Genomic DNA, 26267 nt, shown 5'->3' on the forward strand with positions numbered 1-26267 from the left:
CTTAATAATTTGGTGTCAGTAAATACTTGGAATAGAAATCATCAATCACCTTCACAGCTTCTACTGCATCATCTACCACATAGAACAAATCTAAATCCGGCTCAGAAATGTATTTATAATCTTCCAAAAGGGTCTTCTTAATCCAGTCAATCAATCCTCCCCAAAACTCTCTTCCTACCAATACGATTGGGAAACGACCAATTTTGATGGTTTGGATCAAGGTCAATGCTTCGAATAATTCATCCAAGGTTCCAAATCCACCAGGCAACACGACAAATCCTTGGGAATATTTCGTAAACATCACCTTTCGCACAAAGAAGTAATCAAACATGATCATCTTGTCCGGGTCAATGTAGATATTTCCTTTGGCTTCAAAAGGTAGCTTGATACACAAACCAACGGACTTACCATTCTCCGAATTAGCTCCTTTGTTGGCTGCCTCCATGATCCCAGGACCTCCACCGGTGATCACTCCGTAACCATGACGCACCAATTTGGCCGAAATCTCTTCAGCCATGATATAATGCGGATGGTCAGCTGGGGTACGTGCCGAACCAAATACCGAAACGCACGGACCAATTTTACCAAGCTTCTCAAAACCCTCTACAAATTCGCTGATTACCTTAAAAATTACCCAAGAGTCCTGACTCTTGATTTCATTCCAATCACGCTCTTTGAACGCTTTACGTATTTTTTCTTCTCTCTTCTCCTCAAAATTCTCAAATCTGCTACTCATAGATATATTTTTTATGTTCAAATGTATAAAAATTCCTTGAATTCGTTGAAACCTCCATCTATTGACGGATTATTGAACGATTTTAGTTTTTAAAAGTTCGAATTTAGAAGTTTTTGAAGAACATCGAATTAAAAACAAACCGAAAAAAACCAGAGACTCTATAGTGTTATTTTTCATTACTTATGAAATCAAACCTTATGACATTAAAATACATATAATCCTCATTGTAGTTTTTATGGTATTCATTATTCATAGATAAATATAATCCATCCTTTCCAACAAAAGCTCTGTAAGAATCCACCTCAAAATCATGAAATTCAGTTTCTCCTAAATACTTAAACTTTTCATTGAATACCAATATCTTAAAATTGGGACGAACCACATGTAATTCATCAATGGGTAATGGGTAGATTTCAGGGTCCGCAGGCAAGTCAAAAAACCGTTCCGATAGAAAATAATATATTTACTATCACCGACTAAATTAAGAAACCTCAAATAAACATCTCTCATGAAGTTTTTATAGTGAATGTCTAAAAGTACCCTAATCCTGAAAGGAATAATTGGGTTTAAATATCTTGAAGATCTTTTAAAAATATACTTTCAAAGTAGGCTTCTGGGTAAAGCTGAAACTTTTCAAGACTTGCGTATGAGCTAAGGTTCTTTGTTGCCACCATGATCATGGTCGAAAAGTCTTCAGCCTCTTTCATCCGCTTATGTAGAACTTTAACCTAGAGGTTGAGTATTAATGCCACCCAAATATGGATTTTGAACCCCTTCTCACTGTCCGCCAAAAATATCTGTTTGAACTGTCCCTCTTTTCAAAGCAGGAATAGCGTGTATTAAATTGTTAAGGGGTTAAAAATTGATTTTCAAAAGTGAGTTGGAATGATTGGTTACTGACCAAATCCAATATATGTAGTCTACCGTTGCCTACATTTGAATTGGTATAGACTATTTTACTACTATCCGGTGACCATTCGGCACTATATGCGTTGCTTAATAGCATTGATTTTCTTTTTTCTGCAAGAAATAGAAGAAATGTCCTTACTATTGTATCGGGGCCATCTCCATTTGCGGTAAATAAAATCCGGTCTTTTCCGGTGGAAATTCTTAAATAACCCAGATAATGAAATGGATCTGAAAGTAGACCCAAAAGGTTTGTTTGCTCAGAAGTAACGTCTATTTTAAGGAGGTCGAATCGGATTGATCCTTTTCCATCCGGAACACCTCTATAAGAAATAATTTCATTCTCGTTATACCATTGAGGATCTCCAATATTTCCCGAATAAACTTGGCGGATTTCTTTTGTTTGCGAATCAAGAATCCAAATACCTTGAACTGAAGCTTTTTCAGGAGAAGTGTAACTTCTCCTGTATACTAAATTACTCGAAAAGCCTTCGAAGTTTGGTGAAAAATTTCTCCCTTCAAAGGTCAGTTGTTCTGAGCTGTCACCTTCCAATTCGGTGATCCAGATTTGGGCACCAAGGGAATAAGCAAGCCATTTGGAATCAGGGCTCCAGGCAGGATTTTGTCCACCGGGTATCCAAAAAGTGTTTTCACTGCCATCAGGCCTAATCCTGTAAATCCCTGTATAGTCGGTTCGGCTGTCCACATGATAATAGGCGATCCATTTGCCATCCGGGCTCCAGGAAGGTTCATAGTCAATCACTTCAAAATTAATGCATCCATCAATACATATAGGATCTTCCTCCAATACATTTGTGCAACAGATTAGCAGGCTAATAAAAATTACTATCCCAATTGAAAGGGTATATTTTTTATAAATCAAATATGCTTTGGATAATCCCATGGCAACTGAATTTTTGTGAGACCCATTAAAGAGGTACTTTTAAAATTAATTAAACTAATATAGTAATTAATTTAAAAAAAATAAATTCTAATTTTTTTTGATGAACTATTACTATCCAATGGGATCTTTATATTTTCAACTATCTGGTATGAAATAGAGATTTATCTGTACTGGTTTTAGATTCACAAGACAAAAAAATGACCGAGAGCAAACCTAAAAAAATATTTTTATATCAGGTTTCTGCATGATTCAAGTTCTTTACATTTAAAATTACGGAAGAATCACCCCCAAATAAAAAAACAGGGTACCTCAAACTATTTCATTTCAACTTATTTACAAAAGAAAAAATTTATTCAATTTAGCTGTACGAGGCGAGAGCCAAAATTTTGATAGTGGGTAATTTTTCTACCGACGATTATTGGAAGTGGGTTAAAACCCACACTCCTAAGTGGCTTACTATTCCGGCCAATGTGTTAAAACCCATGGCAATTGATTGGTTCTACATACGTATTTTTTCTCCAACCTGTTAGCTTTCCTGGATTTTTAGTAGGTTAAAACCTACAAAAGAGGAATGTTTTTAAAGAACAATTCAAGTAATTACACGCCCTTAAATTATTTCGCCGCAAGGCATATTTCAACTTTATATCGCGCTAGCATATTTCATTTTTCTCGCTTCTCATCTCCTGATTCTAAACTCTCGCTTCTCGCCTCTCGGTTCTCATCCACTAGCTTCTCCTCTTCTCCCTCAATAAACTGTCGCTGAATCTCATCCTCTTGCTCAACTACCGCTGATTTTTGGTTCTCCTCCTCTTTGAAAAACCTACCTTGGAAAATTAAAATGATAGCTACTCCTACAAAAATGGAAGCATCTGCAATATTAAAAATCGGCCATAAGGCAGTATAACTACCACCCACGAATGGAATCCAAGTTGGCAGATAACCTTCCCAAATATCGATGTAAAACATGTCGATTACTTGTCCATGAAACCAAGGAGTTGGTGCATTAAAGGGCGCATTATTGAACCAAACACCGTAAAAAATACTGTCTATCAGGTTACCAATAGCCCCTCCCAAAATCATGGAGATACAGACGATATATAACGCATGCATTTTTTTCTCAATGATGCTGTAGAGGTAGTAGCCAATCCCAAACATCGCTACCAAACGAAAACTTGTCAACAATAACTTACCATATTCGTGGCCAATCTGCATACCAAAGGCCATGCCTGGATTGGTGGTATAGTGCAATTTAAACCAATCCCCAAAGACTTTGATCTGTCCAGGTGTGCCAAAATCCATTTGGTAATGGACAATCAACTTCACCACTTGGTCAAGCACAATTACGAGTAAGGCAATGCCAAAATATTTTAAATACTTCATGGATTTCAATTGAAAGCTACAGATTTAAGGATTTTTTGCCAATCCCCCAATCTGTAGCCTTGATTTATTTGTGTTAAGCTTTGGTAACCTTTACCTGCAATTCGAAATCATCCATATCCAGTGCTATCGCACCTTCCACTTGGTCTCTGACTTCCAACGTCAAAGCTTGGGTTTCGGTTTGGATATAGCCAGCAAAGTTTTGAATCGCCGCATCGATGAGTGCTTCCTGTTTGCCTACTTGGATGTGAATCTTATCCTGCACTTCCAATCCCATGTCTTTTCGGAGATTCTGAACGCGGTTGACCAAATCTCTGGCAATCCCTTCCTGCTTCAATTCTTCAGTTAAGGTAATGTCCAATGCCACAGTCAAACCTTCGTCCGTAGCAACTGACCAACCTGGAATATCCTCGGAACTGATCAATACTTCTTCCAATAACAATTCGATCTCTTCTCCATCTGCAGGAACCATAATCTTGCCCTGCTTTTCGATGGTATTGATTTCTTCTTGTCCCCAGGATTTGATAGCCGCAACGACAAATCGCATTTTTGGTCCCAACTTTTTACCCAACACAGGTAAATTAGGCTTGGCATTCTTCACCAAGATACCGGAAGTATCGTCGATGTATTCTACCATCTTAATATTCACCTCAGACTTTATCAATTCCTCCACGTGCATGATCTGACGCTTGGTCTGCTCATTCAAGACAGGAATCATGATGCGCTGCAAAGGCTGTCGTACCTTGATGCCGATGTCTTTGTTTTTTCTCAAGGAGTGTACCAAGGAACTGATGCGCTGTGCCATATCCATGCTGGCTTCCAATTCTTGATCAATCAAGTCACTTGCTGCCGACTTCCAGTCCGTCAAATGAACCGACTCTAACGCATCGCTGGTGGATGCCGTCAGATTTTTGTACAACCAATCTGCATAGAAAGGCGCAAAAGAAGACATCAACTGTGTGATGCTCAATAAGCATTCGTACAAGGTCTCGTATGCTGCCTGCTTATCCTCATTCATCTCCCCTCTCCAGAATCGTTTCCTGGCTAGGCGAACGTACCAGTTGGACAAGTGATCCACGGTAAAGTTCATGATCGCACGGGTAGCTTTGGTGGCATCGTAATTGTCCATCGCGCCTTCCACTTCTGCAATCAAGGACTGCAACTTGGAAATGATCCACTGATCCAATTCGGCACGCTTAGCTACAGGGATGGAGGCATTTGTGTCGTAGACAAAAGCATCCAAATTCGCATACAGCGCAAAGAAGTTATAGGTGTTTTGAAGCGTACCGAAGAATCTGCGCTGCACCTCCACGACACCATCCAAATTGAATTTCAAATTATCCCAAGGGTTGGCATTGCTGAGCATATACCAACGCAAAGCATCCGGTCCGTATTCTTTCAAGGTCTTGAACGGATCAATCGCATTGCCCAATCGCTTGGACATTTTGTTGCCGTTTTTATCCAACACCAGACCATTGGCAATCACATTTTTGAATGCTACCGAGTCAAAGAGCATTCCTGCAATCGCATGCAAGGTAAAGAACCAGCCTCTTGTTTGGTCCACACCTTCGGCGATGTAATCTGCTGGATAGTTGGCTTGGAAGATGTCTTGATTTTCGAATGGATAATGCCACTGCGCATACGGCATGGCACCCGAGTCAAACCAAACGTCAATCAAATCCGGCTCTCGGAACATTTTCTCTCCCGTAGAAGAAACCAAGACCACATCATCCACATAGGGCCTATGCAAGTCCATTTCTTTGCCTTCCCAAGGAGATTTTTCCATCACACCAGCAGCTATGGCTTTGTCCATCTCGGCTTGCAACTCCGGTACGGAACCAATGCACTTTTCTTCCGAACCATCTTCTGTTCTCCAGATCGGCAGGGGAGTTCCCCAGAATCGGGAACGGCTCAGGTTCCAATCCACGAGATTTTCCAACCAGTTTCCAAAACGACCCGTACCGGTAGCTTCAGGTTTCCAATTAATGGTCTTGTTGAGAGCTACCAACTTATCCTTGTAGGCAGTAGTTTTGATAAACCAGCTTTCCAAAGGATAGTACAAGATTGGCTTATCTGTTCTCCAGCAATGCGGGTAGCTGTGTTCGTATTTTTCGACCTTGAAGGCCTTGTTTTCATTCTTTAAAATGATAGAAATGATGATATCCGTATTCTTGTATTCCTTGTTGGATTCATCATCATTGGTGTAATTTTTTACAAAGAAATCATCCGGACCAAACTCCTTGTGGGCGCTGATTGCGTGTTCCTTCATTTTAGCAGCTAAATATGTGCCTACTACAGACAAAAATTTACCCTGCTTATCCACCACAGGAACTTCGTTGCCTGCTTCATCTTTTACAAAAACGCCCGGAATGTTATTTTGCACCAAGGTACGGAAGTCATCTGCACCAAAAGCTTTGGCCAGGTGAACGATACCCGTACCATCTTCTGTAGTCACATAATCACCTGCTACAACCGTAAAGGCAGGATGAGGAAGGTTCAGTTCTGCAATTGGGAATAACTGTTGATATTCCAGCCCAAGTAAATCCTTTCCTTTGAACTCCTCCACGATTTGGTAAGGAATCAATTTGTCTCCGCCTTTAAAATCCTCCAATGCCTTATCTGCTGCCTTTGGGTTGAAATAGGCGCTCATTCTGGCTTTTGCCAAAATTGCAAACATCGGCTCGAAGGTATAGGGATTGAAGGTTTGGACCTTTACATAATCCAGGTTTTCTCCCACTGCAAGGGCAGAGTTGGACGGTAAGGTCCAAGGAGTAGTCGTCCAAGCCAGGATATAGGTATTTTCCTGATTTTTGAGTTTAAACTGCGCCGTGATGGAGGTATCCTTCACATCCCGGTAGCAGCCCGGTTGATTGAGTTCGTGCGAACTCAGCCCTGTCCCCGCAGCAGGAGAGTAGGGCTGAATGGTGTAGCCTTTGTACAACAAGTCTTTTTTGTACAATTGCTGCAAGAGGTACCACAGGGATTCGATATAGTTGGCCTCAAAGGTGATGTATGGATCATCCAAATCCACCCAATAGCCGATTTTTTCGGTGAGGTCATCCCATTCATTTTTGAAACGCATGACTGTCTCGCGGCATTTGCGGTTGTATTCCTCTACGGTGATTTTCTTGCCGATATCTTCCTTGGTGATCCCCAATTCCTTTTCTACCTGTAATTCTACCGGCAAACCGTGCGTATCCCATCCTCCTTTACGCTTTACTTGGAAGCCTTTCAAGGTTTTGTATCGACAAAAAATATCCTTCAAGGTACGCGCCATCACATGGTGAATACCGGGTGTACCATTAGCAGAAGGTGGTCCTTCAAAAAAAGTGAAGGTTTCAGCCCCTTGTCGTTGGGTGACAGACTTATTGAATATGTCGTTTTCTTTCCAGTATTGGAGGATACTTTCTCCTATCTGTGGATAATCTACTTGCTTAAACTCCTGGTATTTTTTCACAGTCTTCTATAGCTTGATGGGGATTGGCCCCAAGATAATTACAATGTACACCTGCAAAGGACTGGACAAGCCTTTGACACAGCCGCAATTAGTGCAGTATAACACTCGAATGCGGGCACAAAGTTAAGAGATTTTACAGGATTGGAGAGAAATTATTGGGAATTGTGAGGAGAAGCGGTTGCAATAGAGAAAAATAAAGAAATTAATCAAAGCCCCCACAAGCTAACTCCAAATAACTCCTTGACTTTGGTTCTGTTTTTTAGAAATTCTTGGTAAACCAACGGATCATCCAAGACTAACCTTGTTCCGTTACAGAAATATTGAGATTGGTTGGTAGAACTCATTAAAGAAGATTGAAACTCTATGACTTCTTCTGAATTATACCTATAAAGAATAACAGCACTTTGTGGGATATTTTTTATTGATTCGAAACGTGATTTGAACCATGGCATCTTTTCTAATGATTCAATATCTCCACATTTTATGCTTGTAATATCTTCTGAGTTATCCACACATGAAACTATTAGCATAATGATTGCAATTGAAATTAACTTTAAAAGTCTAATCTTTTGGATATTTTTGATTATTTGAATTAAATTTTTCATACTTCATAAAACGAGGTGCCATAATTCAACTATATAAATCTCAGTATAATATCCAAATATCACAAATCCACAATATGCTTGACCTCAACAAGTTGGATAAAATTTTACTTTTCCAAGCCCCAAAAACCAAACATTATTCTAAAGCCTTAGGTCACCCCCCCCTTAAAAACAAACTAATTGATAAGCATTAATTCATTTTTCGGAATTAAAAACTTTTTTCATAGTTTTTTGAAAAAATTTTGGGTGCAATTTTTACTGGTTAGAAAAAAAAGCCTGCTTTTCCTGAGGTTGGCTAACGAACACAGATAAATAGGATTTTCAATCCTGTCTGTCTTTAAGGAAAAAGAATTACAAATTCTTTCTATCTATACTCGAAATTAAAAATTTCGAGTAGCGGCTCCTCGGCCTAAAAGGTAGGAATATCTTAGAAATGGGTACAGCACATTTCATGATGTAGCGAGTATGAATGCCGGGCCTGAAAGGCACGAATAGGGATTATTGACATTTAGCTGAGTCAAAAGAAATGTTTTATAGGTTGTAAGTTTAATTCTAAAGAAATTGACTTTAGGTGGAAGACATGCTTGAACCTATGGAGAAAAAATTAAAGGGGAACTACAACAGTTCCCCCTTCTTCTAAAAATTTGAATTAGACTTTAATCAATCAGAATTTGTTCTCTTATTAATTCCCCATCCACCATTACATGGATAAAGTAAACACCCTTTTTCAGGCTTCTGACATCGAAAACAATTTTTGAACCTTCCCTATAACCTTTGGCCATTTCCCTACCTTCTGAATTTAGCAAGGTGGCGGACTCAATAGCTGGTGCATCTTCCTTAGAAACATCTGCTGTGACAGGCATCATTTCTATATTTAAGATATCACTGGTAGGATTAGGATAAGCTACCATAGCAAAAGAGCTTGGGCACCCCCATGTCTGTCTCGTTAGGAAGAAATTGTAGTTGGCACCTTGTCCACAAGAATTGGAAGCCCTTGCGGAGATAGTAATGGACGACATGTGGGACGGAAAAGTAAAGTCCATCGTATTGTTTCCGATCCAATGAGGAACACCCGAAGGAACTGTCCAGGTGGCTGTTCCTACATTTCCACCGACAGGAGTGACATTTAGAAAATGGTTGCCCGGACATAAGGATACATTCTGACTTGGAAAAACAGGCTGATTGTTAACCCCCATATTGGTTATATGGGGCGTGCCGACCCATACCGTTCGGGAGGACGAAGCTGTACCACAACCATTGGTGATATTGGCAGTGATTGTTATTGGTCCATTATAATTGTTGAGACGTGTGGCTGATCCGGTGGAACTGTTAATGCTTAAGCCTGATGGATTAGATGATACCCACGAAACGGTGGAACCTGTCGGTAAAGTGCCCACAGAAAATCCACCTGTCGTGCAGATAAGGGAATTGCCGTGAATATTAACCGCCCCGGAAAGAGCCCTGCACACATTGAGCCTTCCAAAACCCAGTTCATTGCTTCTACCGTTGGTATACACATATCCACCTACCTCATCTGCGGTCTGGGTAAGAATATTGAATACCTCCATCTGCGTTAACCCCGGCCGGACCGAAAGGACCAAAGCTGCAGCAGCTGCCACTTGGGGACAGGCAGCAGAAGTTCCTCCAAACCTTGCAGTGAAGTCCAGATGCTGTGCCCCAGTATTGGGAAGGACGGAACCTAATGGAGGCAAAGGGCTGGCATTAAAACAATCTCTTTCCTTTACTGGATTATAACCCGGTGTACCTGGGATATCTATAGTATAAACTTCTCTGGTTTCTGTAGGAATCTGACAAGAATATGCCCTATGTGAAGGAGCAACTATATCAATCATTTGATTATTATGCGAACCGGGATTACTAGTAGGACTATAATTGGCCTGTAAATCATCCCTGTCCGAAGCACCAACTGTCAAAACTCCGGGAACAGTCACATTTGCAGGGAATAAAATTACTCCTGGATTTGGAACAGGAGCAGCATGGTGTGCCGTATTGCCGGCTGCAAAGACAACAACAGAACCCAATCCACCTCTTCCAAGGGTAGTTGCCCTAAGTATGGCAGCTCTTATTGCAGGGAAAAAAATTTGGATTTATACTTTCATAATTCCAGCTATTTGATAAAATATGGGCTCCATTTTCATAGGAAAAATCAATTGCCTCTGCAACTTTTGTTATTGATGCATTTTTAATCCTAATTGGCATTATTTTTACCCCTGGAGCAATACCTGAAATCCCTATATTGTTGTTTTGGGTAGCGGCTATGATTCCCGCACAGGCATTACCGTGGTTGTCATCCCCTGTTGGAGAGGGATCGTTTTCGTTACCATTACCGAAGTTACTTCTGTTTAGCCGAACTTGTCGGGTATTGGGAAGATCTACGTGGTTGGAAGTAACTCCCTCATCAAGAATTGCAACGATGATATTTGAACTACCGGTGGTAACAGTCCAGGCTTCGGGGGCATCAATATCTGCATCGGCAGTACCGAAACGCCCATCTGCAATTTGCTGCCCGGTATTGTGGAGATAAAATTGGTTATTGTAATAAGGATCATTGGCAGCTTGATGGAAAACAATATCCGCATAGAAATCAGGGTGACTGTAATAAACCAATCCACTTTCATAATATAAATTGGCCATGGACAATGCATCTGTACCTCTAGGAACTTGCAGAAGCAAATAGTGTTCATTAGCTTTAATAACCTCCACCTTATTTTCAGTATTCAGTTTATGTAAGGCTTTTATCGAAACATTATCTTTTAATTCAATGATAAACCTATCAGTAAATCCCATTTCCACACCTTCTACGGATTTATATATGGGATTAATGGAAGCTACATCTTCTCTGTTTCCCAAATCTTTTTGGATTTTAACTGATTCAGTACCCCGGGTTTTCAAAACAATAGTACTATCATCTCTCCAGTCAATCTCATTCTCTTTAAGATCAGGGAATTCTGACAGTAATAACCTGCTATCAGACTTTTTATTGATAGTAAACTGTACAATGATTTTATCCTCCACTTCCGACAAAAATATTTTTTCATCGTAGGCATAATAGAACCTATCTTGGGTCTTGTTCAATAAATTGGCTGCAACTATTACGCCCAATCCCAAAACAATCAGAAATTTAAAAATCGTTTTCATAAGGCTGAATTTTGAATTGGATTAATTTTAATTCTTCGAAGCTTTAACTACAATCACCTGATTAAATAACCATTGCTTGATAAAGTCAGCCATATTAAAGTCTGCCCGACATCTATTAATTTGAAGTTCATGTTCTAAAGCTTTTCGATAGGTAACCTTGATTGGATAATTCTTTATCAAGGAATCGGGATAATATAAGAATTCAGGAAAGTAGGCTGAACCACCGGAATACCTGAATTCATGCTCCGGTATAGTGTAAAGCGGCCTATTTGGATTAAGCCCAACTGGCGCAGGCATTGTGAATTTCTTAGGGGAAAGGCTGTAAGTGGCAATGGTATCAGAAAAATCGTTGGAAATGATCACATAGCCAACCCTATACTGATGATTGATGGTACAGGGATTAAATCCAACTATAAAACCATCCATTTCAAATGTTTCAAAGTCCTCTTTTTCTACACAGGCCAATTGAATCAAAAAGACAAGTACCATAAACACGTATTTCAAGAAACGATTTTGGATATTTTTGATTATTTGAATTAAATTTTTCATACTTCATAAAACAAGGTGCCATAATTCAACTGTATAAATCTCAGTATAATATCCAAATATCACAAATCCACAATATGCTTGACCTCAACAAGTTGGATAAAATTTTACTTTTCCAAGCCCCAAAAACCAAACATTATTCTAAAACCTTAGGTTACCCCCCCCCTAAAAACAAACTAATTGATAAGCATTAATTCATTTTTCGGAATGAAAAACTTTTTTTATAGTTTCTGGAAAAATTTTTGGGTGCAATTTTAACCACCTACTTCTTTCCAACAAACCGATAAGCAATCCCCAATTGAAGGGCAAGATTCCTATAACAGATTTCATCCTGAATATCATAAGTGATGGATGCAGCCAACGTATTGGTCCAATAGTCATGAGGATGGTCAGAACGGAGGTAGGTGGCTGAAAGGTTCATGCTTAGATTTTTAGAAATTGGATAAGCTAGCTTGGTTTCCAGTCCATAGGCGAATTCCCTTAAGCTAGTTGGTACTGGACCGTCAATGGGATAAGGTCTTCTATTGATTTCGGCGCTCTCGGAAATTTGAAAGAACCAGGTATAAAAAGGAAACTCCAAATTATTTATCCCTGCTAATCCAGTAAATCGAACTTCAAGACGATTAATTGGCAAACGATATCCTACCCCCAAGAAGTACAAATTAGCACGATAAGGATCACTTTCAAGTCTTCCTGGTACTTCAAATGGCACTCCATTTAAATCAATTTGGGATTTAAAATTGGCATCGTAATAGATCTGCTGTGGACGAGTGTCTATGGAATGGTGGGTTTTTAGATAATTTAGGCTCAGAAAAACCGAAGAAGTGAGATGATAGGTCAAGTGAAATCCAAGACTATAACCCAATTCGGCCTGCCCTCCTTCATTTTTGAGAAATCCCTGAAATCTCCTAGGACTAGAGCCTGATGGAACTGGTTCCAGCGATGGAGCGATAGAAATTGCATTGAATTGAGCAACCGGTACAGCCAATCCACCGGAAAAGCCTAATTCGATTTTTTCGAAGATTTTTGTTTGAGAAAAAGAAACAACTGAGATGATGAAAATTAGGATTATTGTTAAGAATATTTTTTTCATTTTGTTAGCTTGTAAGATATCCCACCTGATGCAGTAAATACTTTAAAATTTATTTCATCCTTAATTTCAAAATTTCGTGACCCCACTAGGGGCACAGTCCAATACTCGTGGCTATGGTCTGATGTTAAATATTTAAATTTAAGATTAATTCCGATTCTATTCGAGATGGATTTTTCTATTCCAACACCCAATCCGTATAGGAGTGCGGGTAACTTATCAGGGACAGAACGCTCTGCAAAAGAAGCAGGACGCAAAATTGTAATTGGCCCGGGGGAGTCAAATGTCCAAGTGTAAAATGGAAAAACCATATGATTAACTCCTGCATATGCCTCGCCAAAAAAGGACCAGGCCCCTATGACTTTACGATAGCCAAAACCACCATACCAACCATTAGCTTGATAATTTTCTGATTCGAGCGAACCCAAAATCTGAAATTCATTCCCAAATGAATCCGCTCTGTCCTGTAAATTAGCTACAAAATAGTCCTCCTGCGGGCTAACATCTACTGGGTTTGTAAACCTTGAATAGTTAAGTGAGAAATAAAATGAGGGAGAAATAGTGTATGCTAGAGTTATACCTAAACTGGCTCCGGTTTGAGCCTGCCCTCCTTCCTTCTTTACAAATCCTCTAAATTCTCGATATGGATTTTCCTGATTAAAATTTTGATCCAAGGAGGGCTCAACGGATGAATTGGAAAATGCTCCTATAGGAATACTTGAGCCTACTTCAATTTCCAGCCGAAACTTATTTAGTAGTTCCTGTTGAGAAAAACAGGTAGTATTTACTAAACAATAAAATCCCAGAAGCAAATAAATCTTATTCATTTTTCATCAATCTAGATTCCAAAATCCATCATGCCCGCAATTTTGGGCATTGACTTTAATTGCCAAGAAAACTAAAAATGTAATAAAAAGTAGCTTCTTCATAAAATAAAATTTTAACTAACTTACTAATAAAGTATTTGTCATCAAACTGATTTCCAGCTTTTTTTGAACAAAAATTAATTTCAAAATTTATCTCACACAATGACTTGGGGAAATTTTCAAAATTGGTTAAAAATTAATCAATGACCCATGCAGAACGACTGATCATTGAAACGTATTCTGAGCTTTTGTAAAGTTTAAGCATAAAAAAAATATTAGCGCTTGTAGAACGTTTTACGAAATCTAAAAGGAAAGTTGAAAAGTCTAAACTAAAACGAATAATTACTTAATCATTTGGTTTAGATGATAATGAACTCATGTCCTACCTCAAGCCATTCCTCAATTTCAAAATAATAGACTCGGGATTGGGCGATTCAGCAAACTTACCTGATAATTCTACATATACATCCTCATTAATTGCCTTGGCCCTCGGTATAAAATACTTTGAAAAATAAATGGGATAAATTTTTAATCCGCTCATATCAAACGTAGTTACATGGTAGAACCCATCCTGTCCATTACGATAGACCAATAGAAATTTATTTTCATCTAGTAGCTCAACATTGATGATTCTATCTTCAGTAGTCAATGGAAGGACGCCTTGAAACAACTTTTGTGTACTGCCTGGATTATAGAAGTAAAATCTCCTGCTTTCTTTGTCTATCAATACGATAGTAGCATCCTTAAAATGATACCCTGTTGGGAATAGACCAAGGTGATATCGGGTCTATCTATCAAAGACCTGTACAAGGTGTCCTGCCTGAATGCATCAAATACCAACTCTTGCGCAAAAAGGCTATTTTCGGTCAAAAATATGTTTAACAGTCGTAAACGAGTCATTAACCCGAGCTACCTTTTGTTGACTTCTATCCAAAATAAAATAGTCTTCGTCAAATTCTCTTACGGGTGCATCTATGGTATAGATACCCAAGGATTCAAAAAGATCAATGCTGACATATGTCAGACTCTTATCTGTACCTTCTGATGAAGGCTCATTTGTAGAACATGCAGAAATAATTAAGACAAAATATACAATGTTACGCATCACACTTTCTAAATTTTAATCAACCCATCCTTTTTTCTTCTATCCAATTCAATAAAAATTTTATCCCTGCAATTTTAAAAATTATTTTTAAATTTGCAGGGATGATAGAGCGATTTATTTATACAGAATTTGAGTTTTCGGTATCCAATTTTCCGGTAACGGGAATTATTGGGCCAAGGCAGGTAGGAAAAACTACCCTAGCAAAAAACTTTGCTTACCAAAAACCTTTTGTTTATTTGGATTTGGAGAAGCTGTCAGACATCAACAAACTCAATGACCCCGAGCTATTCTTTAATTCTATCGCAGACCATACGGTAATACTGGATGAGATTCAACACAAACCCGAGTTATTTCCTTTGATACGATCATTGGTGGACGAACATCGCGTGCCAGGGAGATTTATAATTTTGGGTTCTGCATCTCCCGAACTGCTAAAGCAATCTTCCGAAAGCTTGGCTGGTAGGATAAATTATATGGAAATGTTTCCCCTTAACCTGTTAGAGTTGGACAACACCGTTTCGCAAGAAGATTTATGGGTTTATGGGGGATTTCCAGAACCGATTTTAAATGGAGGAAAAAAATTTATCCAACGCTGGTGTAGGAGTTTCATCAATAGCTACATACAGCGGGACTTACCATCACTTGGACTTCCTGCCGACCCTAGTATTTCTAGACAATTGATGGTAATGATGGCTTCTATCAATGGCTCTACGCTTAACTACAGCATGTTGGCCAAGTCTCTTGGTCTTAGCATGCCCACTGTCAAAACCTACTTGAGCTATTTTGTCAATGCATTTCTAGTTACCGAACTTCCAGCTTGGTATGTAAATATTCGAAAGCGGCTGGTGAAATCTCCCAAGCTTTATTTGAGAGACAGTGGTATGTTACATTACCTACTGGGTATCAATGATAGAGATTCCCTTTTTGGAAATATCGCTGTTGGTGCTTCGTGGGAATCATTTGTTATTCATCAGGTTCGGTCTGTGCTGCACATTGATGATGAAATCTACTACTACAGAACTCAAGATGGTGCTGAAATAGACCTTTTGATTCGTAGAGAGAACCGATGGTTTGCAGCAGCGGAGATCAAGCTTAGTCTTTCTCCCAAACTGACCAAGGGAAGTTATCTTGCTATGGATGACCTAGGGATTACTAAGCTATTTGTCATTACACCTGGAGAAAGCCGATACCTCTATGAATCAACTATTGAAGTCATCGGATTGAAGGATTTTCTTTTGGTAATAGCAAATTAATCTTCAATTATTAGATTTTGCACACTTTTAAGTCGCTTAGAAAGTGGTGGATAATTGATAGTTGTTTTTTCCATTTCACGATTTGTGATCTCATTTAATTTCAAAAGTGTATTACAGTAATCTTCTTTACCCACCATGTTGGCAGCATACCTGTCTGCCTCCAATTCAAACTTTTTCTGGACAAACCCCGGTATAACAATTAAAAGCAAGCCCAAAAGGCAACCATGGATTGCCACCATAGCACCTTCTGTATATTCACCAAACGTGGCAAACAATGGGTAAAGCAAATAGGATGAAATCATAAAAATCGCAGATGCTGAAATGTTGGCTAGATATGCTCGAAACATATGGTTCTGATCTAAGTGTCCGATCTCATGGGCTAGTAGATTCTGCATGTGATTTTCATCCATTTTCTCTAAAAGTCCCTTGCCAATCAAAATGGATTTACTTTTTCCATATAGTCCAGTTGCGTAGACATTGACAATTTCCTTATCCAATATGTATACAAAGTAATCTCTATCAAAACGCTCCTTTATTACTTTTTCAAAATAGGGGCTCCTTCTACTAGATCGATCAAAAAACGCATAGAAATAGGGCTTGATAAGAAAATCAAAACTCATGACCAAAGGCACAAGAAGGAAAGCCCCAATAAGAAAAAGATAAAATTTTTTATCAACGAAACCTTCAATTATTAAAAACGAAGTCATTAACAAGCATAGAAAAATGAACTCAACAAGTAATGCTCGCAGATCGAGTATTTCTTTCCAAAAGACTTTTTTTGCTGAAAAAACAACCATAATCCTTCTTATCAACACTATGGTGAGCGCAAGAAAGCTCCCTTTAAACAGAATTTCGGGTATGATAAACATAAATAGATGTCATAATACAAAAACTTTATACGATATAATCTCAAACTAAAGTTGGGTTTTTCATGTCAAAAAAAAGAATTTTAACGCCCCCCAGAATTGGATTTTTACTATCTATAATTCAGATTTTTAACAAAATTTTATCCGTAATCGCAGAATTCATTAAAATTTAGCGATTATAATCGCTGATTTTATATAATTTTTGCGATTTCAGGAGGGTAGGATAGATATATCATAAAAATTGGTAGCTTTAAAGTAGTCATTACATTTCCCAAAACCACCTTCTCAAATGAAAAAATCTATCCTCCACCCAGACCATCGCCAAGAACTACTAGACAGAGTTGCCAAGCTTGAAGCAGGAGACCAAGGGCATTGGGGAAGTATGCAGGTGGAAGAGATGCTGGCACATGCTCGGGAGGTAGCGGCGGCTGTATTGAAATCGCCCAAACCTGAGAAGAAAGCAAACTTCAAGCAGGTGCTAGGCAAATACTACTTTTTTTATTTCAAAAAAGAATTTCCCAAGCTGGTCAAAGGACCTAAGCGCTTTGATATGAAAGGGAAAGTGGATCAGGGAAAATTTCAAGAAGAAAAGCAGGGCTTACTCGATACCCTACAAGCCTTCGGGAGCATCAGCCACCAACTTCAAGGTTTTCACCCCTTCTTTGGACCGCTGAGTCACAAGGAGTGGGGTATACTGGTGTGGAAACATACCGATCATCATTTGAGGCAATTCGGAGTGTAGGGGGTTCTCGCGGAAGGCGCGGAAGACGCGGAAAAATAGAAAGGAAAATTCAGGATTGTTTTTGGGGAAGAAGCATCCTTGGAGTATGTAACGAAAGGGGCGTTAGCCCTGTGATCTTCGCAGTAAGCATTGAACGTTAGCAATTAGAGGGGCGTAGCCCTGATGTCTTAACTATTTCCGGATTGGTTTTTTGACAAAGATTGGGAATGTGATGATCGCGGATTGAAACAGATAGGTTTGTTGTCGCAAAGTGGGGGTTGGCTCGCGGAAGGCGCGGAAGACGCGGAAAAATAGAAAGGAAAATTCAGGATTGTTTTTGGGGAAGAAGCATCCTTGGAGTATGTAACGAAAGGGGCGTTAGCCCTGTGATCTTCGCAGTAAGCATTGAACGTTAGCAATTAGAGGGGCGTAGCCCTGATGTCTTAACTATTTCCGGATTGGTTTTTTGACAAAGATTGGGAATGTGATGATCGCGGATTGAAACAGATAGGTTTGTTGTCGCAAAGTGGGGGTTGGCTCGCGGAAGGCGCGGAAGACACGGAAAAATAGAAAGGAAAATTCAGGATTGTTTTTGGGGAGGAAGCATCCTTGGAGTATGTAACGAAAGGGGCGTAGCCCTGTGATCTTCGTAGCAAGAATGGAGGTTTGGAATAAGAGGGGCGCTAGCCCTGATATCTTGAGGGGCATCCGGGTGATTTTTTTTGACACCGATTGGAAATAGGATTATCACAGATTGTCACAGATATTTTTTGCTATCGCAAAGTTGGAGCTAGCTCGCAGAAGGCGCGGAAGACGCGGAAAAATTGGAAGGAAAATTCAGGATTGATTTGGGGGAGGAGACTTCCTTGGATTATGGAACAAAAGGGGCGTAGCCATGTCATCTTCGTAGAAATATTAACATCTGATGACCTTTCAGGGGCGTTAGCCCTGTGATCTTCGTAGTAAGCATTGAACGTTAGCAATTAGAGGGGCGCTAGCTCTGATGTCTTAACTATTTCAAGATTGTTTTTTTGACACAGATTGGGAATGTGATGATCGCGGATTTACACAGATATTTTTTGCTGTCGCAAAGTGGGGGTTGGCTCGCAGAAGACGCGGAAAAATTGGAAGGAAAATTCAGGATTGATTTGGGGGAAGAAGCGTCCTTGGAGCATGGAACAAAAGGGGCGTAGCCATGTGATCTTCGTAGAAATATTAACATCTGATGACCTTTCAGGGGCGTAGCCCTGTGATCTTCGTAGCAAGAATGAAGGTTTGGAATAAGAGGGGCGCTAGCCCTGATATCTTGAGGGGCATCTGGGTGATTATTTTTGACACAGATTTGAAATAGGATTATCACAGATTTACACAGATAGGTTTGCTGTCGCAAAGTGGGAGCTGGCTCGCAGAAGGCGCGGAAGACACTGAAAAATAGGAAAGAAAATTCAGGATTTATATCGAGGAAGAAAGAGCCTTGGAGCATGGAACAAAAGGGGCGTAGCCATGTCATCTTCGTAGAAATATTAACATCTGATGACCTTTCAGGGGCGTTAGCCCTGTGATCTTCGTAGTAAGCATTGAACGTTAGCAATTAGAGGGGCGCTAGCCCTGATGTCTTAATTGTTGGTAACTAACCCATGTTTCCTTCATAAAAGTGTGTAATTGCACATTTTTTCCTTTGAAAAAGTGAGGCAAGATACATTTTAATGAAGGAAAACTAATTATGGTATTTGTATAGTTGAAAATATTATGCCGATGTCAAAGAAAACCTATGAAGATAAATTTGATTTAAAACCCATATCAATCTAATACAGCTCTATTTGGAAATATATGCCTAAATCAAAAGAAAAATCATTTTTTTAGGTTTTCAGCTCAAGTTTTGGGGGCTTTATCACCTTTTCTTGTTATTCCCGAGAGAGCATTCTTTTTTTGTTCCGTAATCAAACTTTATAGTTATGTCCGGTTTTCTGAAATGCTCGGTTTTCTTGTTGGCCTTATCTTTCTTTCAGGGAGCAGGCCATGCACAGACCATTGATTTGGATGAAGAAGAAGGAATGGATTTTCCTGTTCTTTCAGAAAGAGGTACCTATTACTATATCACGCCCATGGGAACATTTGGATTACAGCTGGGCCATCAGGCCATGCAGAGAAGGCTGGATAATTCCTTTGGTCTCAAAATGAACAGGTTCACGGACTACTCAGGCATAGGAATAGGATGGAGAAGGAATTTGATGTTTTATAATTTCAATTTCTACTTCCCCGCTATTGCCTCTATAAATTTTGACAGGTCTTCAACTGGTTCGACGATCATAGAATCCAGAGATTTTTTTGGGGACTTTTCAATAGGCAGAGCTATAGTGGCCAATAACCATCATTTTATCATTTTGAGAGCTGGCTTGGGAGTCGTGGGGAGAGAATTAAGCATCACCCAATATGATGGCAGCAGCTTTGATTTCAACAATTTCCGTACAGGAAATGGGCAGGCCTGGCCAAGATTAGAACACATTTCAGGTACTTTAGACTTAGGACTGGAATACTTGCCAAGGGCTTTGAGGGCAGTGTCAGCCATGGAGAGCATACAGCTGGGATACAAGACCGGAATCGGCTCGCCAAGGTGGAGATCTTCTGATGCTCCATTACTCAACTCGTTTGGTGACAGGGTTTCATTTATTTATCTGAAGGCAGCTGTGGTTATCTCAAGAGAGCGCTGACATGATTTGGTATTCGATGGCAAAGTGGATTCTTGTTTTTATTCCCCTATTCTTTTATGTAGAAAGCTCTCAAATTTCTAATAAAGAAAAGGAGGCTATTTTGGTGGTATACGTCAAGCCAAGCCTTAATTTTTCTTCATTCAGGCTTTTGCTGGATGAACGGGAGGTCCTTCCAGAAATCAGGAGAAATACATACTACGTCATCAAAACCACACCGGGAAGAGTCAAACTGGAGACGAAGGGAGCAACATTGAGAAACCTGACTGAAAATAAATCTTATAGTCTTACCTTGGAAGCCGGAAAAACCTATTACCTCGAAGCCATCAGGGAATATCAGGTATTGATGAGTACGCTTCACTTGGTAAGAAGGCCGCAACAAACAGGGGAATTGGCCATAGAAAAAATGAATGCCGAGTATATTGATCTCACAAAGAGCAATTTGTAATGAAGGATAAAGGATTGGCTGTAAAAATAATCAGGCCGGTAGGAATACTCTTGTTTCTTGGAGTATTGGCTTACTGGCTGATCCGGATTTTTCAGCTCATCCAAGTGGAGATGTCCGCCGGGGATGAGAATTATTTCGGAAACCTGCAGGTGTTTCTTCTTAGCTGGCTAGCCGTTTTCTTTTTGGTCAATTTACTGGCTTGGGCCAATTTTAAGTTTCTCTTCTTGAAGTGGAAAGAAGGTAATATACCTTGGTATTTGTTTTGGGGACTTGAGCTATTGCTGTTATTGGTGTTTTTCGAATTTCTGCAATGGACGGTCATGTATGAGGAAGAGATTTTGAAAGATAACCTGATCCTCACAGGGGTTGTCGCACTTTATTTTCTTGCGATTACATGGTTTTTTGATTTGATTTATACCAGGAGAAAACAGGCCGAACTGATACAGCAGAAAGAAAAGGCTGAGCTGAACCTATTACAGTCACAGCTCAATCCCCACTTCCTTTTCAATGCCCTGAATTCTACATATAGCTCCGCAATTCAGGAAGAAAGTCCGCATACTGCCGCTCAGATTCTTCAGCTTTCGGACTTAATGAGGTTCGCCTTGGAAAAATCCAAGAGGGATTTTATCAGCATAGAGGAAGAACTTAATTTTGTGGATAAGTATATCAGGATTCAGAAAAATAGGTTTGGAAGTACGGGAGAAGAGTTAATGGATATAGAGATCAATTGGGATGGTTTTCCTGTGGGTATCAGTCCCATGTTGGTACAGCCATTTTTGGAAAATGCATTCAAATTTTCTGAATTTGGTCCGGGAAATCAGAATAGTAAAATCCTTGTCAGGATCTCGGTGGAAGAAGGGGAGTTATCCATTCATATTGAAAATACTTACCTTAAAGGACAGCTTAGGGATAATAAAGGCACTGGAAATGGAATTGACCTGGTCAAAAAGAGGCTGAAGAGCTTATACCCGGGAAAGCACAATTTGACAATAAAGGATACTGGCAAGTTATTCACAGTTTTGATGAAAATAGATTTAAAAAAATGATATGTTGATAAATGCCATCGCAATAGACGACGAACTTCCAGCTATTGGAATCGTTAAGAGTTATGTGGATAAAGTCCCTTTTATCCGATTGGTCGAGAGTTTTACCGATCCAAAGGAAGGCTTGGAATATGTTTATTCCCATCAGCCCGACCTGGTATTTTTGGATATCAACATGCCGGGAATGAAGGGTACTGAGCTGGCAAAGATCATTCAGCCATTTGGCAAAAGCTTTATTTTTACGACGGCCTATTCCGAGTTTGCCCTTCAGGGCTATGAATTGCAGGCCTTGGACTATCTATTGAAGCCCTTCTCTTTCGAAAGGTTCCTGACTTCACTCAACCGGGCTTATCAGGAAATTGTTAGGAAAAAAGGGGAAGAAACCAGCGTTTTCTTTAAAGACAGTTATGATTGGATTAGGGTAAATCTCAGCGAGCTTAAGTATGTCAAATCCGAGGGCAATCTTTTGTTTATCCACACCAAAACTGGGAGTCTTAGCACGAGGATGACCCTGCAGGAATTGATCGCTATACTTCCAACTGATACCTTTATGAGGATTCACAAATCTTGGTTGGTCAATCTCAATGCAATAGAAAAGCTGGAAAAGCATCAGGTCTGGATTGAGGGGGATGCGGTTCCTTTGGCCAATAATTACAGGGAAATGGTGGAAAAGAGACTATTGAGAAAATGATAATCATATCATTGATAAAATCTCGCTGTTTCATATTGCTTCGCAAAAGATTTATTAGTGAAGACCATTGAGGGTTGATACTTAATATACCTTATTCCTTTGTGCCTCCGTGCCTTTGTGGCCTCCTTATTCAAAGTTAAATTTTGCTTCTTTTTTCAACTCCACAATCACCACTCCATTTTTTCCTTCCTCTCCATAAAGCTCCCAAGCCGAACTGCCTTTATCTCTTAGTGTAGAAAAAGAGAGAATATATGACAAGGAAAGAAAAAAATAGCAAAAAAATTCGGAGGCTCTTGTAGCCTCTGAGAGCAGCTTCCTACAACCCCAATACCCTCGGTAGCCACAGCGTCAAATCAGGCCATAAGGTAATGACTACCAGGCCCAAGATCATGGCAATGAAGAAGGGCACTAAAGGTTTGACGATTTTTTGAATACTTAGACCCGATACTTGAACCCCAAGAAATAAGACAGAACCCACAGGAGGTGTACACAAGCCAATACATAAATTCAAAATCATAATAATGCCAAAATGTACAGGGTCTACTCCTAAAGCCGTCACAATTGGTAAGAATATGGGAGTGAAAATCAACACAGCAGGTGTCATATCCATAAAGATCCCTACAAAGAGTAAAATGAGGTTAATCATCAAGAGAATCACAAAAATATTATCACTCAAACTCAATAAAGAGGCCGAAATTGATTGCGGAATATCCTCACTTGACATCACCCAAGACATACTCATGGAGGTGGCAATCAAAAGCATAACAATGGCCGTAGTTTCCGAGGACTTCAATAAAATCGCTGGGAGTTCCTTCAACTTCAACTCTTTATAAAAAAATGAAAGCCCCAAGGTATAAATCACGGCAATTGCAGAAGCCTCCGTTGCTGTAAAAACCCCTGCCACGATACCACCAATCACCACAAATAACAGCATCAAAGAAGGAAAAGCTCTCCCAGCCTTATTGGTCAATTCGCTCCAGCTCGTAGTCTCCCCCTTAGGTAAGTTGTGCTTTTTGATAAAGATCGCAGCGGTACCCATCAATACCAATCCAATAAAAATCCCTGGAATATATCCTGCCACAAATAGGGCTGCAATCGATACCCCCCCAGATGCCAAGGAATATACAATCAACACATTGGAAGGAGGGATGATCAATCCTGTAGTTGAAGAAGTAATGTTGACAGCAGCACCCAATCCCTTAGGATAGCCCTCCGCATCCATACGCTTACCCAAGATGCCTCCAATAGCAGAAACGGCCGCAGCAGCCGAACCCGCAATTGCCCCGAAAAGCATGGCTGCTATCACATTCACATACAATAGGCCTCCAGGTAATTTTCCAGTCATCGCTTTGGCCAAATCAATTAGACGCTGGGCAATTCCCCCGCGGTTCATAATTTCACCAGCCAATACAAAAAAGGGGATGGCTAATAGCGAAAAACTATCCAAACTCGTCCCCATCCGTTGGGCTATCGTCGTCGCAGAAGGCATGGATTCAACGGTCACCAAAAGGGTAAGAAAACTGGAAATCCCCAAACTCCACGCCACTGGTACACCCAAAATCATCAAGGTCACAAAGGATAAAACCAAAATTAGTATACTCGTCCATTCCATAATTTTACGCTTGTTGATCGGTTAAGAGGGATTGAATTTGAAGCACTTGATACACCACAACCAATAATCCACTCAGCGGGATAATCGTGTACACATACGCGAGGGGAATTTGGAGGGTAGCAGACTTTTGTCCCAAGATAAAGGTAATAAAGACCAAATTAGCCCCACCTATAATCATGATGACCAAAGCAAACAATAAAATCGCAGCCGCAATAAAAATCAACAAACGTTTCTGTTGCACGCCTTGTAGTTTTTGGGGTAAAATATCAATGGCCAAATGTTGATTTTGTCCTGCTACATAGGCTGCACCCAACATACCCAACCAAATCAACATGTAGCGGGACAGCTCATCAGTAAAGGAACTAGGATTTTGTAACAGATATCTTGAAAGGACTTGCCAAGTCACATTGATAACCATAGCGCCCATCAGAAGCATGAGTGCAGTAGCGATGACTTTATCCAATTTTTCCTTCATGTGTGAATTTTTTTTTGGTCTTGGCTTGGCGATTTATGAGTTTCTAATCTATCATTGCTCAATCCTTGGCGGATTGAATTCGTTCTACCAACTTGTATAAGTCAGGGTTATTTTGCTTGATGGATTCATATAAGCTAACCACCGCTTCACGAAAAGGTGTCTGGTCTGGATAGCTGATGATGACTCCTGCTTTTTCCATTTCCCTCAAAGACATGTCTACTGATTTTTCCCAGAGTTGATATTGATAAACAGCTGACTCATCAGCCGCTTCCTGTAGCCATTCTTTTTCTTGATCGGTCAACAAATTCCAGACTTTGGTGCTGATGACCACTACATCTGGAACAGCAGTGTGTTCATTAATGGAGTAATATTTGCAAACTTCATAATGACGGGAGGTGTACAGACTTGGAGGATTATTTTCTGCCCCATCTACAATTCCTTGCTGCAAGGCAGTATACAATTCTCCATAAGAAACAGGGGTAGGGGAACTGCCAAAGCTTTTGATCATGTTGATGGCCATATTGCTCTCCAAGGTTCGGATTTTTAATCCTTTGATATCATCCAACGTCTCTACTGGTTTTTGTTTGGTATAAAAACTGCGCTTACCTGCATCGTAATAGCACAAGCCACGCAACCAAAACTGTTCCCCTTCCAACAATAACTCCTTTCCAACATCCCCTTTGAGCACCAAATCCCGATGAGCATCGTCCCGAAAAATGTATGGCATGGAAAAGACCTGCACACGGGGAGCAAAACTTTCCAACGTAGCAGCAGAAACCTTGGTCATCCCCAAACTGCCAATTTGAAGCAATTCCACCAATTCCCGTTCAGAACCTAACTGCGAATTGGGGTAAATTTTGATTTCCAGCTGTCCGTTGGATTTTTCTCGGGCCAAGTCTGCCATGTACACCATCGCCTCATGCACCGGATGGCTTACTCCCAATCCATGTCCAAGTTTGATGATGCGTTCACTTCCTTTTCCTGCACAAGTAGTAAGCAGTGGGATGCATAGCAAAACCACCCATCTGTTCCAATTCCTCATGGCTTTACTTCTTGAATAAGTTCCAGGCTTTGTTGAATACTCAGTTGAAGACGCTGCATGTCATTGTCAGAAATCCACTTCGGATTGATCAACTGAGAGCCCATTCCCACGCAGTGAACGCCCGCCCCAAACCATGCTGCTAGGTTTTCTCGCGTGGGTTCTACCCCTCCTGTTGGCATCAATTTTATATCTGGAATCACAGACAATACTGCTTTGACAAAGCCTGGTCCAAGCAGGTTCCCCGGAAAAGCTTTGACCAGCGTAGCACCTAAACTTTTGGCTTGAAACACTTCTGTAACCGTTGCACAACCCGGAATCCACAATAACTGATTGAAATTGCAATACCCTGCTACTTCGGAAACTAATGCAGGGGAAACTATAAAATCTGCTCCCATGAGATGAAATTTTTCTGCATCTGTAGCAGTAAAAATGGTACCAATCCCCAAAAGCAAATCTGGATAGTGCGCAGCATGTATTTTTAGTGCTTGAAAAACCTCTGCTGCTTCAGCTGTTCTATTGGTAAATTCAAAAACGCGTACCCCAGCGGCATAAGCAGCATCGAGTACGCGTATGGATACATCGATTGAAGCATGGCTAAAAACAGGAATCATTCCTGCATTTCCCATTTGTGCGACAATCTGATCGGTATTCATCATGGTT

General features: G+C 40.1%; 24 protein-coding genes. 6 read left to right on the top strand and 18 right to left on the bottom strand.

The features are described from left to right. Position 1: 1 nt before the first annotated feature. From IPZ59_RS04230 to IPZ59_RS04285, 12 genes are all read right to left on the bottom strand, one after another. Positions 2-736 (bottom strand): LOG family protein, encoded by a 735-nt coding sequence (locus IPZ59_RS04230; RefSeq protein WP_236138638.1) that lies wholly within the window; start codon positions 734-736, stop codon positions 2-4. An 847-nt stretch (positions 737-1583) separates the two neighbouring features. Beyond that, positions 1584-2546: a DPP IV N-terminal domain-containing protein gene (locus tag IPZ59_RS04235; RefSeq protein ID WP_189581708.1), complete on the bottom strand. Its 963-nt coding sequence runs from the start codon at positions 2544-2546 to the stop codon at positions 1584-1586. A gap of 660 nt (positions 2547-3206) precedes the next feature. After that, on the bottom strand, positions 3207-3926 hold the full coding sequence (locus IPZ59_RS04240; RefSeq protein WP_236138639.1) for a lipoprotein signal peptidase: 720 nt from the start codon (positions 3924-3926) through the stop codon (positions 3207-3209). 73 nt (positions 3927-3999) lie between these two features. Then, positions 4000-7380, bottom strand: a complete 3381-nt coding sequence (gene ileS, locus IPZ59_RS04245) for an isoleucine--tRNA ligase (protein ID WP_236138640.1) — start codon at positions 7378-7380, stop codon at positions 4000-4002. A gap of 206 nt (positions 7381-7586) precedes the next feature. Next, the gene (locus IPZ59_RS04250) at positions 7587-7985 is read right to left on the bottom strand and encodes a hypothetical protein (RefSeq protein ID WP_236138641.1); all 399 of its coding nucleotides are present in this window, start codon (positions 7983-7985) and stop codon (positions 7587-7589) included. 653 nt (positions 7986-8638) lie between these two features. Continuing rightward, on the bottom strand, positions 8639-10090 hold the full coding sequence (locus IPZ59_RS20240; protein ID WP_394800737.1) for a S8 family serine peptidase: 1452 nt from the start codon (positions 10088-10090) through the stop codon (positions 8639-8641). Then, positions 10050-11141, bottom strand: coding sequence for a S8 family serine peptidase (locus IPZ59_RS20245; RefSeq protein ID WP_262912253.1), 1092 nt, complete (start codon positions 11139-11141; stop codon positions 10050-10052). Before IPZ59_RS20245 ends, IPZ59_RS20240 begins: the two co-directional genes overlap by 41 nt. Before the next feature lie 27 nt (positions 11142-11168). Beyond that, complete coding sequence (locus tag IPZ59_RS04265) at positions 11169-11690, bottom strand: hypothetical protein (RefSeq protein ID WP_236138642.1); 522 nt, start codon at positions 11688-11690, stop codon at positions 11169-11171. Between the two features lie 259 nt (positions 11691-11949). After that, complete coding sequence (locus tag IPZ59_RS04270) at positions 11950-12780, bottom strand: TonB-dependent receptor (RefSeq protein WP_236138643.1); 831 nt, start codon at positions 12778-12780, stop codon at positions 11950-11952. Beyond that, a complete protein-coding gene (locus tag IPZ59_RS04275) occupies positions 12777-13604 on the bottom strand; it encodes a hypothetical protein (protein WP_236138644.1) in 828 nt (275 codons plus the stop codon). Before IPZ59_RS04275 ends, IPZ59_RS04270 begins: the two co-directional genes overlap by 4 nt. Positions 13605-14025: 421 nt before the next feature. Then, on the bottom strand, positions 14026-14370 hold the full coding sequence (locus IPZ59_RS04280; RefSeq protein ID WP_236138645.1) for a hypothetical protein: 345 nt from the start codon (positions 14368-14370) through the stop codon (positions 14026-14028). Between the two features lie 129 nt (positions 14371-14499). Continuing rightward, the gene (locus tag IPZ59_RS04285; RefSeq protein WP_236138646.1) at positions 14500-14751 is read right to left on the bottom strand and encodes a hypothetical protein; all 252 of its coding nucleotides are present in this window, start codon (positions 14749-14751) and stop codon (positions 14500-14502) included. A gap of 98 nt (positions 14752-14849) precedes the next feature. Here IPZ59_RS04285 and IPZ59_RS04290 point away from each other — a divergent pair, with 98 nt between their 5' ends. Then, positions 14850-16001: an ATP-binding protein gene (locus IPZ59_RS04290; protein WP_236138647.1), complete on the top strand. Its 1152-nt coding sequence runs from the start codon at positions 14850-14852 to the stop codon at positions 15999-16001. Here IPZ59_RS04290 and IPZ59_RS04295 read toward each other — a convergent pair. Continuing rightward, the gene (locus IPZ59_RS04295; RefSeq protein ID WP_236138648.1) at positions 15998-16621 is read right to left on the bottom strand and encodes a M48 family metallopeptidase; all 624 of its coding nucleotides are present in this window, start codon (positions 16619-16621) and stop codon (positions 15998-16000) included. The two genes, IPZ59_RS04290 and IPZ59_RS04295, sit on opposite strands and share 4 nt — an antisense overlap. Positions 16622-17156: 535 nt before the next feature. Here IPZ59_RS04295 and IPZ59_RS04300 point away from each other — a divergent pair. The 5 genes from IPZ59_RS04300 (at position 17157) to IPZ59_RS04320 (ending at position 22478) form a co-directional block, all read left to right on the top strand. After that, positions 17157-17609 (top strand): DUF1569 domain-containing protein, encoded by a 453-nt coding sequence (locus IPZ59_RS04300; RefSeq protein WP_236138649.1) that lies wholly within the window; start codon positions 17157-17159, stop codon positions 17607-17609. A gap of 1934 nt (positions 17610-19543) precedes the next feature. Then, positions 19544-20299 (top strand): hypothetical protein, encoded by a 756-nt coding sequence (locus tag IPZ59_RS04305; protein WP_236138650.1) that lies wholly within the window; start codon positions 19544-19546, stop codon positions 20297-20299. A 16-nt stretch (positions 20300-20315) separates the two neighbouring features. Beyond that, positions 20316-20744, top strand: coding sequence for a DUF2846 domain-containing protein (locus tag IPZ59_RS04310; protein WP_236138651.1), 429 nt, complete (start codon positions 20316-20318; stop codon positions 20742-20744). Then, positions 20744-21790, top strand: coding sequence for a sensor histidine kinase (locus IPZ59_RS04315; RefSeq protein ID WP_236138652.1), 1047 nt, complete (start codon positions 20744-20746; stop codon positions 21788-21790). Before IPZ59_RS04310 ends, IPZ59_RS04315 begins: the two co-directional genes overlap by 1 nt. A 1-nt stretch (position 21791) precedes the next feature. Then, positions 21792-22478 carry a LytR/AlgR family response regulator transcription factor gene (locus tag IPZ59_RS04320; protein ID WP_236138653.1) on the top strand — a complete coding sequence of 229 codons (687 nt, stop codon included), beginning with the start codon at positions 21792-21794 and terminating at the stop codon, positions 22476-22478. A gap of 126 nt (positions 22479-22604) precedes the next feature. Here the strand turns inward: IPZ59_RS04320 and IPZ59_RS20250 are convergent, their stop codons facing one another. From IPZ59_RS20250 to IPZ59_RS04340, 5 genes are read right to left on the bottom strand one after another with little or no spacing between them, the layout of a single operon-like run. Further along, entirely contained in the window at positions 22605-22736 is a 132-nt protein-coding gene (locus IPZ59_RS20250; RefSeq protein WP_262912254.1) for a hypothetical protein, read from the bottom strand. 58 nt (positions 22737-22794) lie between these two features. After that, entirely contained in the window at positions 22795-24090 is a 1296-nt protein-coding gene (locus IPZ59_RS04325) for a TRAP transporter large permease (protein WP_236138654.1), read from the bottom strand. A 4-nt stretch (positions 24091-24094) separates the two neighbouring features. Continuing rightward, positions 24095-24565, bottom strand: coding sequence for a TRAP transporter small permease (locus IPZ59_RS04330; RefSeq protein ID WP_236138655.1), 471 nt, complete (start codon positions 24563-24565; stop codon positions 24095-24097). Positions 24566-24623: 58 nt separating this feature from the next. Then, entirely contained in the window at positions 24624-25607 is a 984-nt protein-coding gene (locus IPZ59_RS04335) for a TRAP transporter substrate-binding protein (RefSeq protein ID WP_236138656.1), read from the bottom strand. Next, complete coding sequence (locus tag IPZ59_RS04340) at positions 25604-26263, bottom strand: beta/alpha barrel domain-containing protein (RefSeq protein ID WP_317208035.1); 660 nt, start codon at positions 26261-26263, stop codon at positions 25604-25606. Before IPZ59_RS04340 ends, IPZ59_RS04335 begins: the two co-directional genes overlap by 4 nt. Between the last annotated feature and the right edge of the window lie 4 nt (positions 26264-26267).

This window comes from Mongoliitalea daihaiensis, from assembly GCF_021596945.1.
GTDB lineage: Bacteria > Bacteroidota > Bacteroidia > Cytophagales > Cyclobacteriaceae > Mongoliitalea > Mongoliitalea daihaiensis.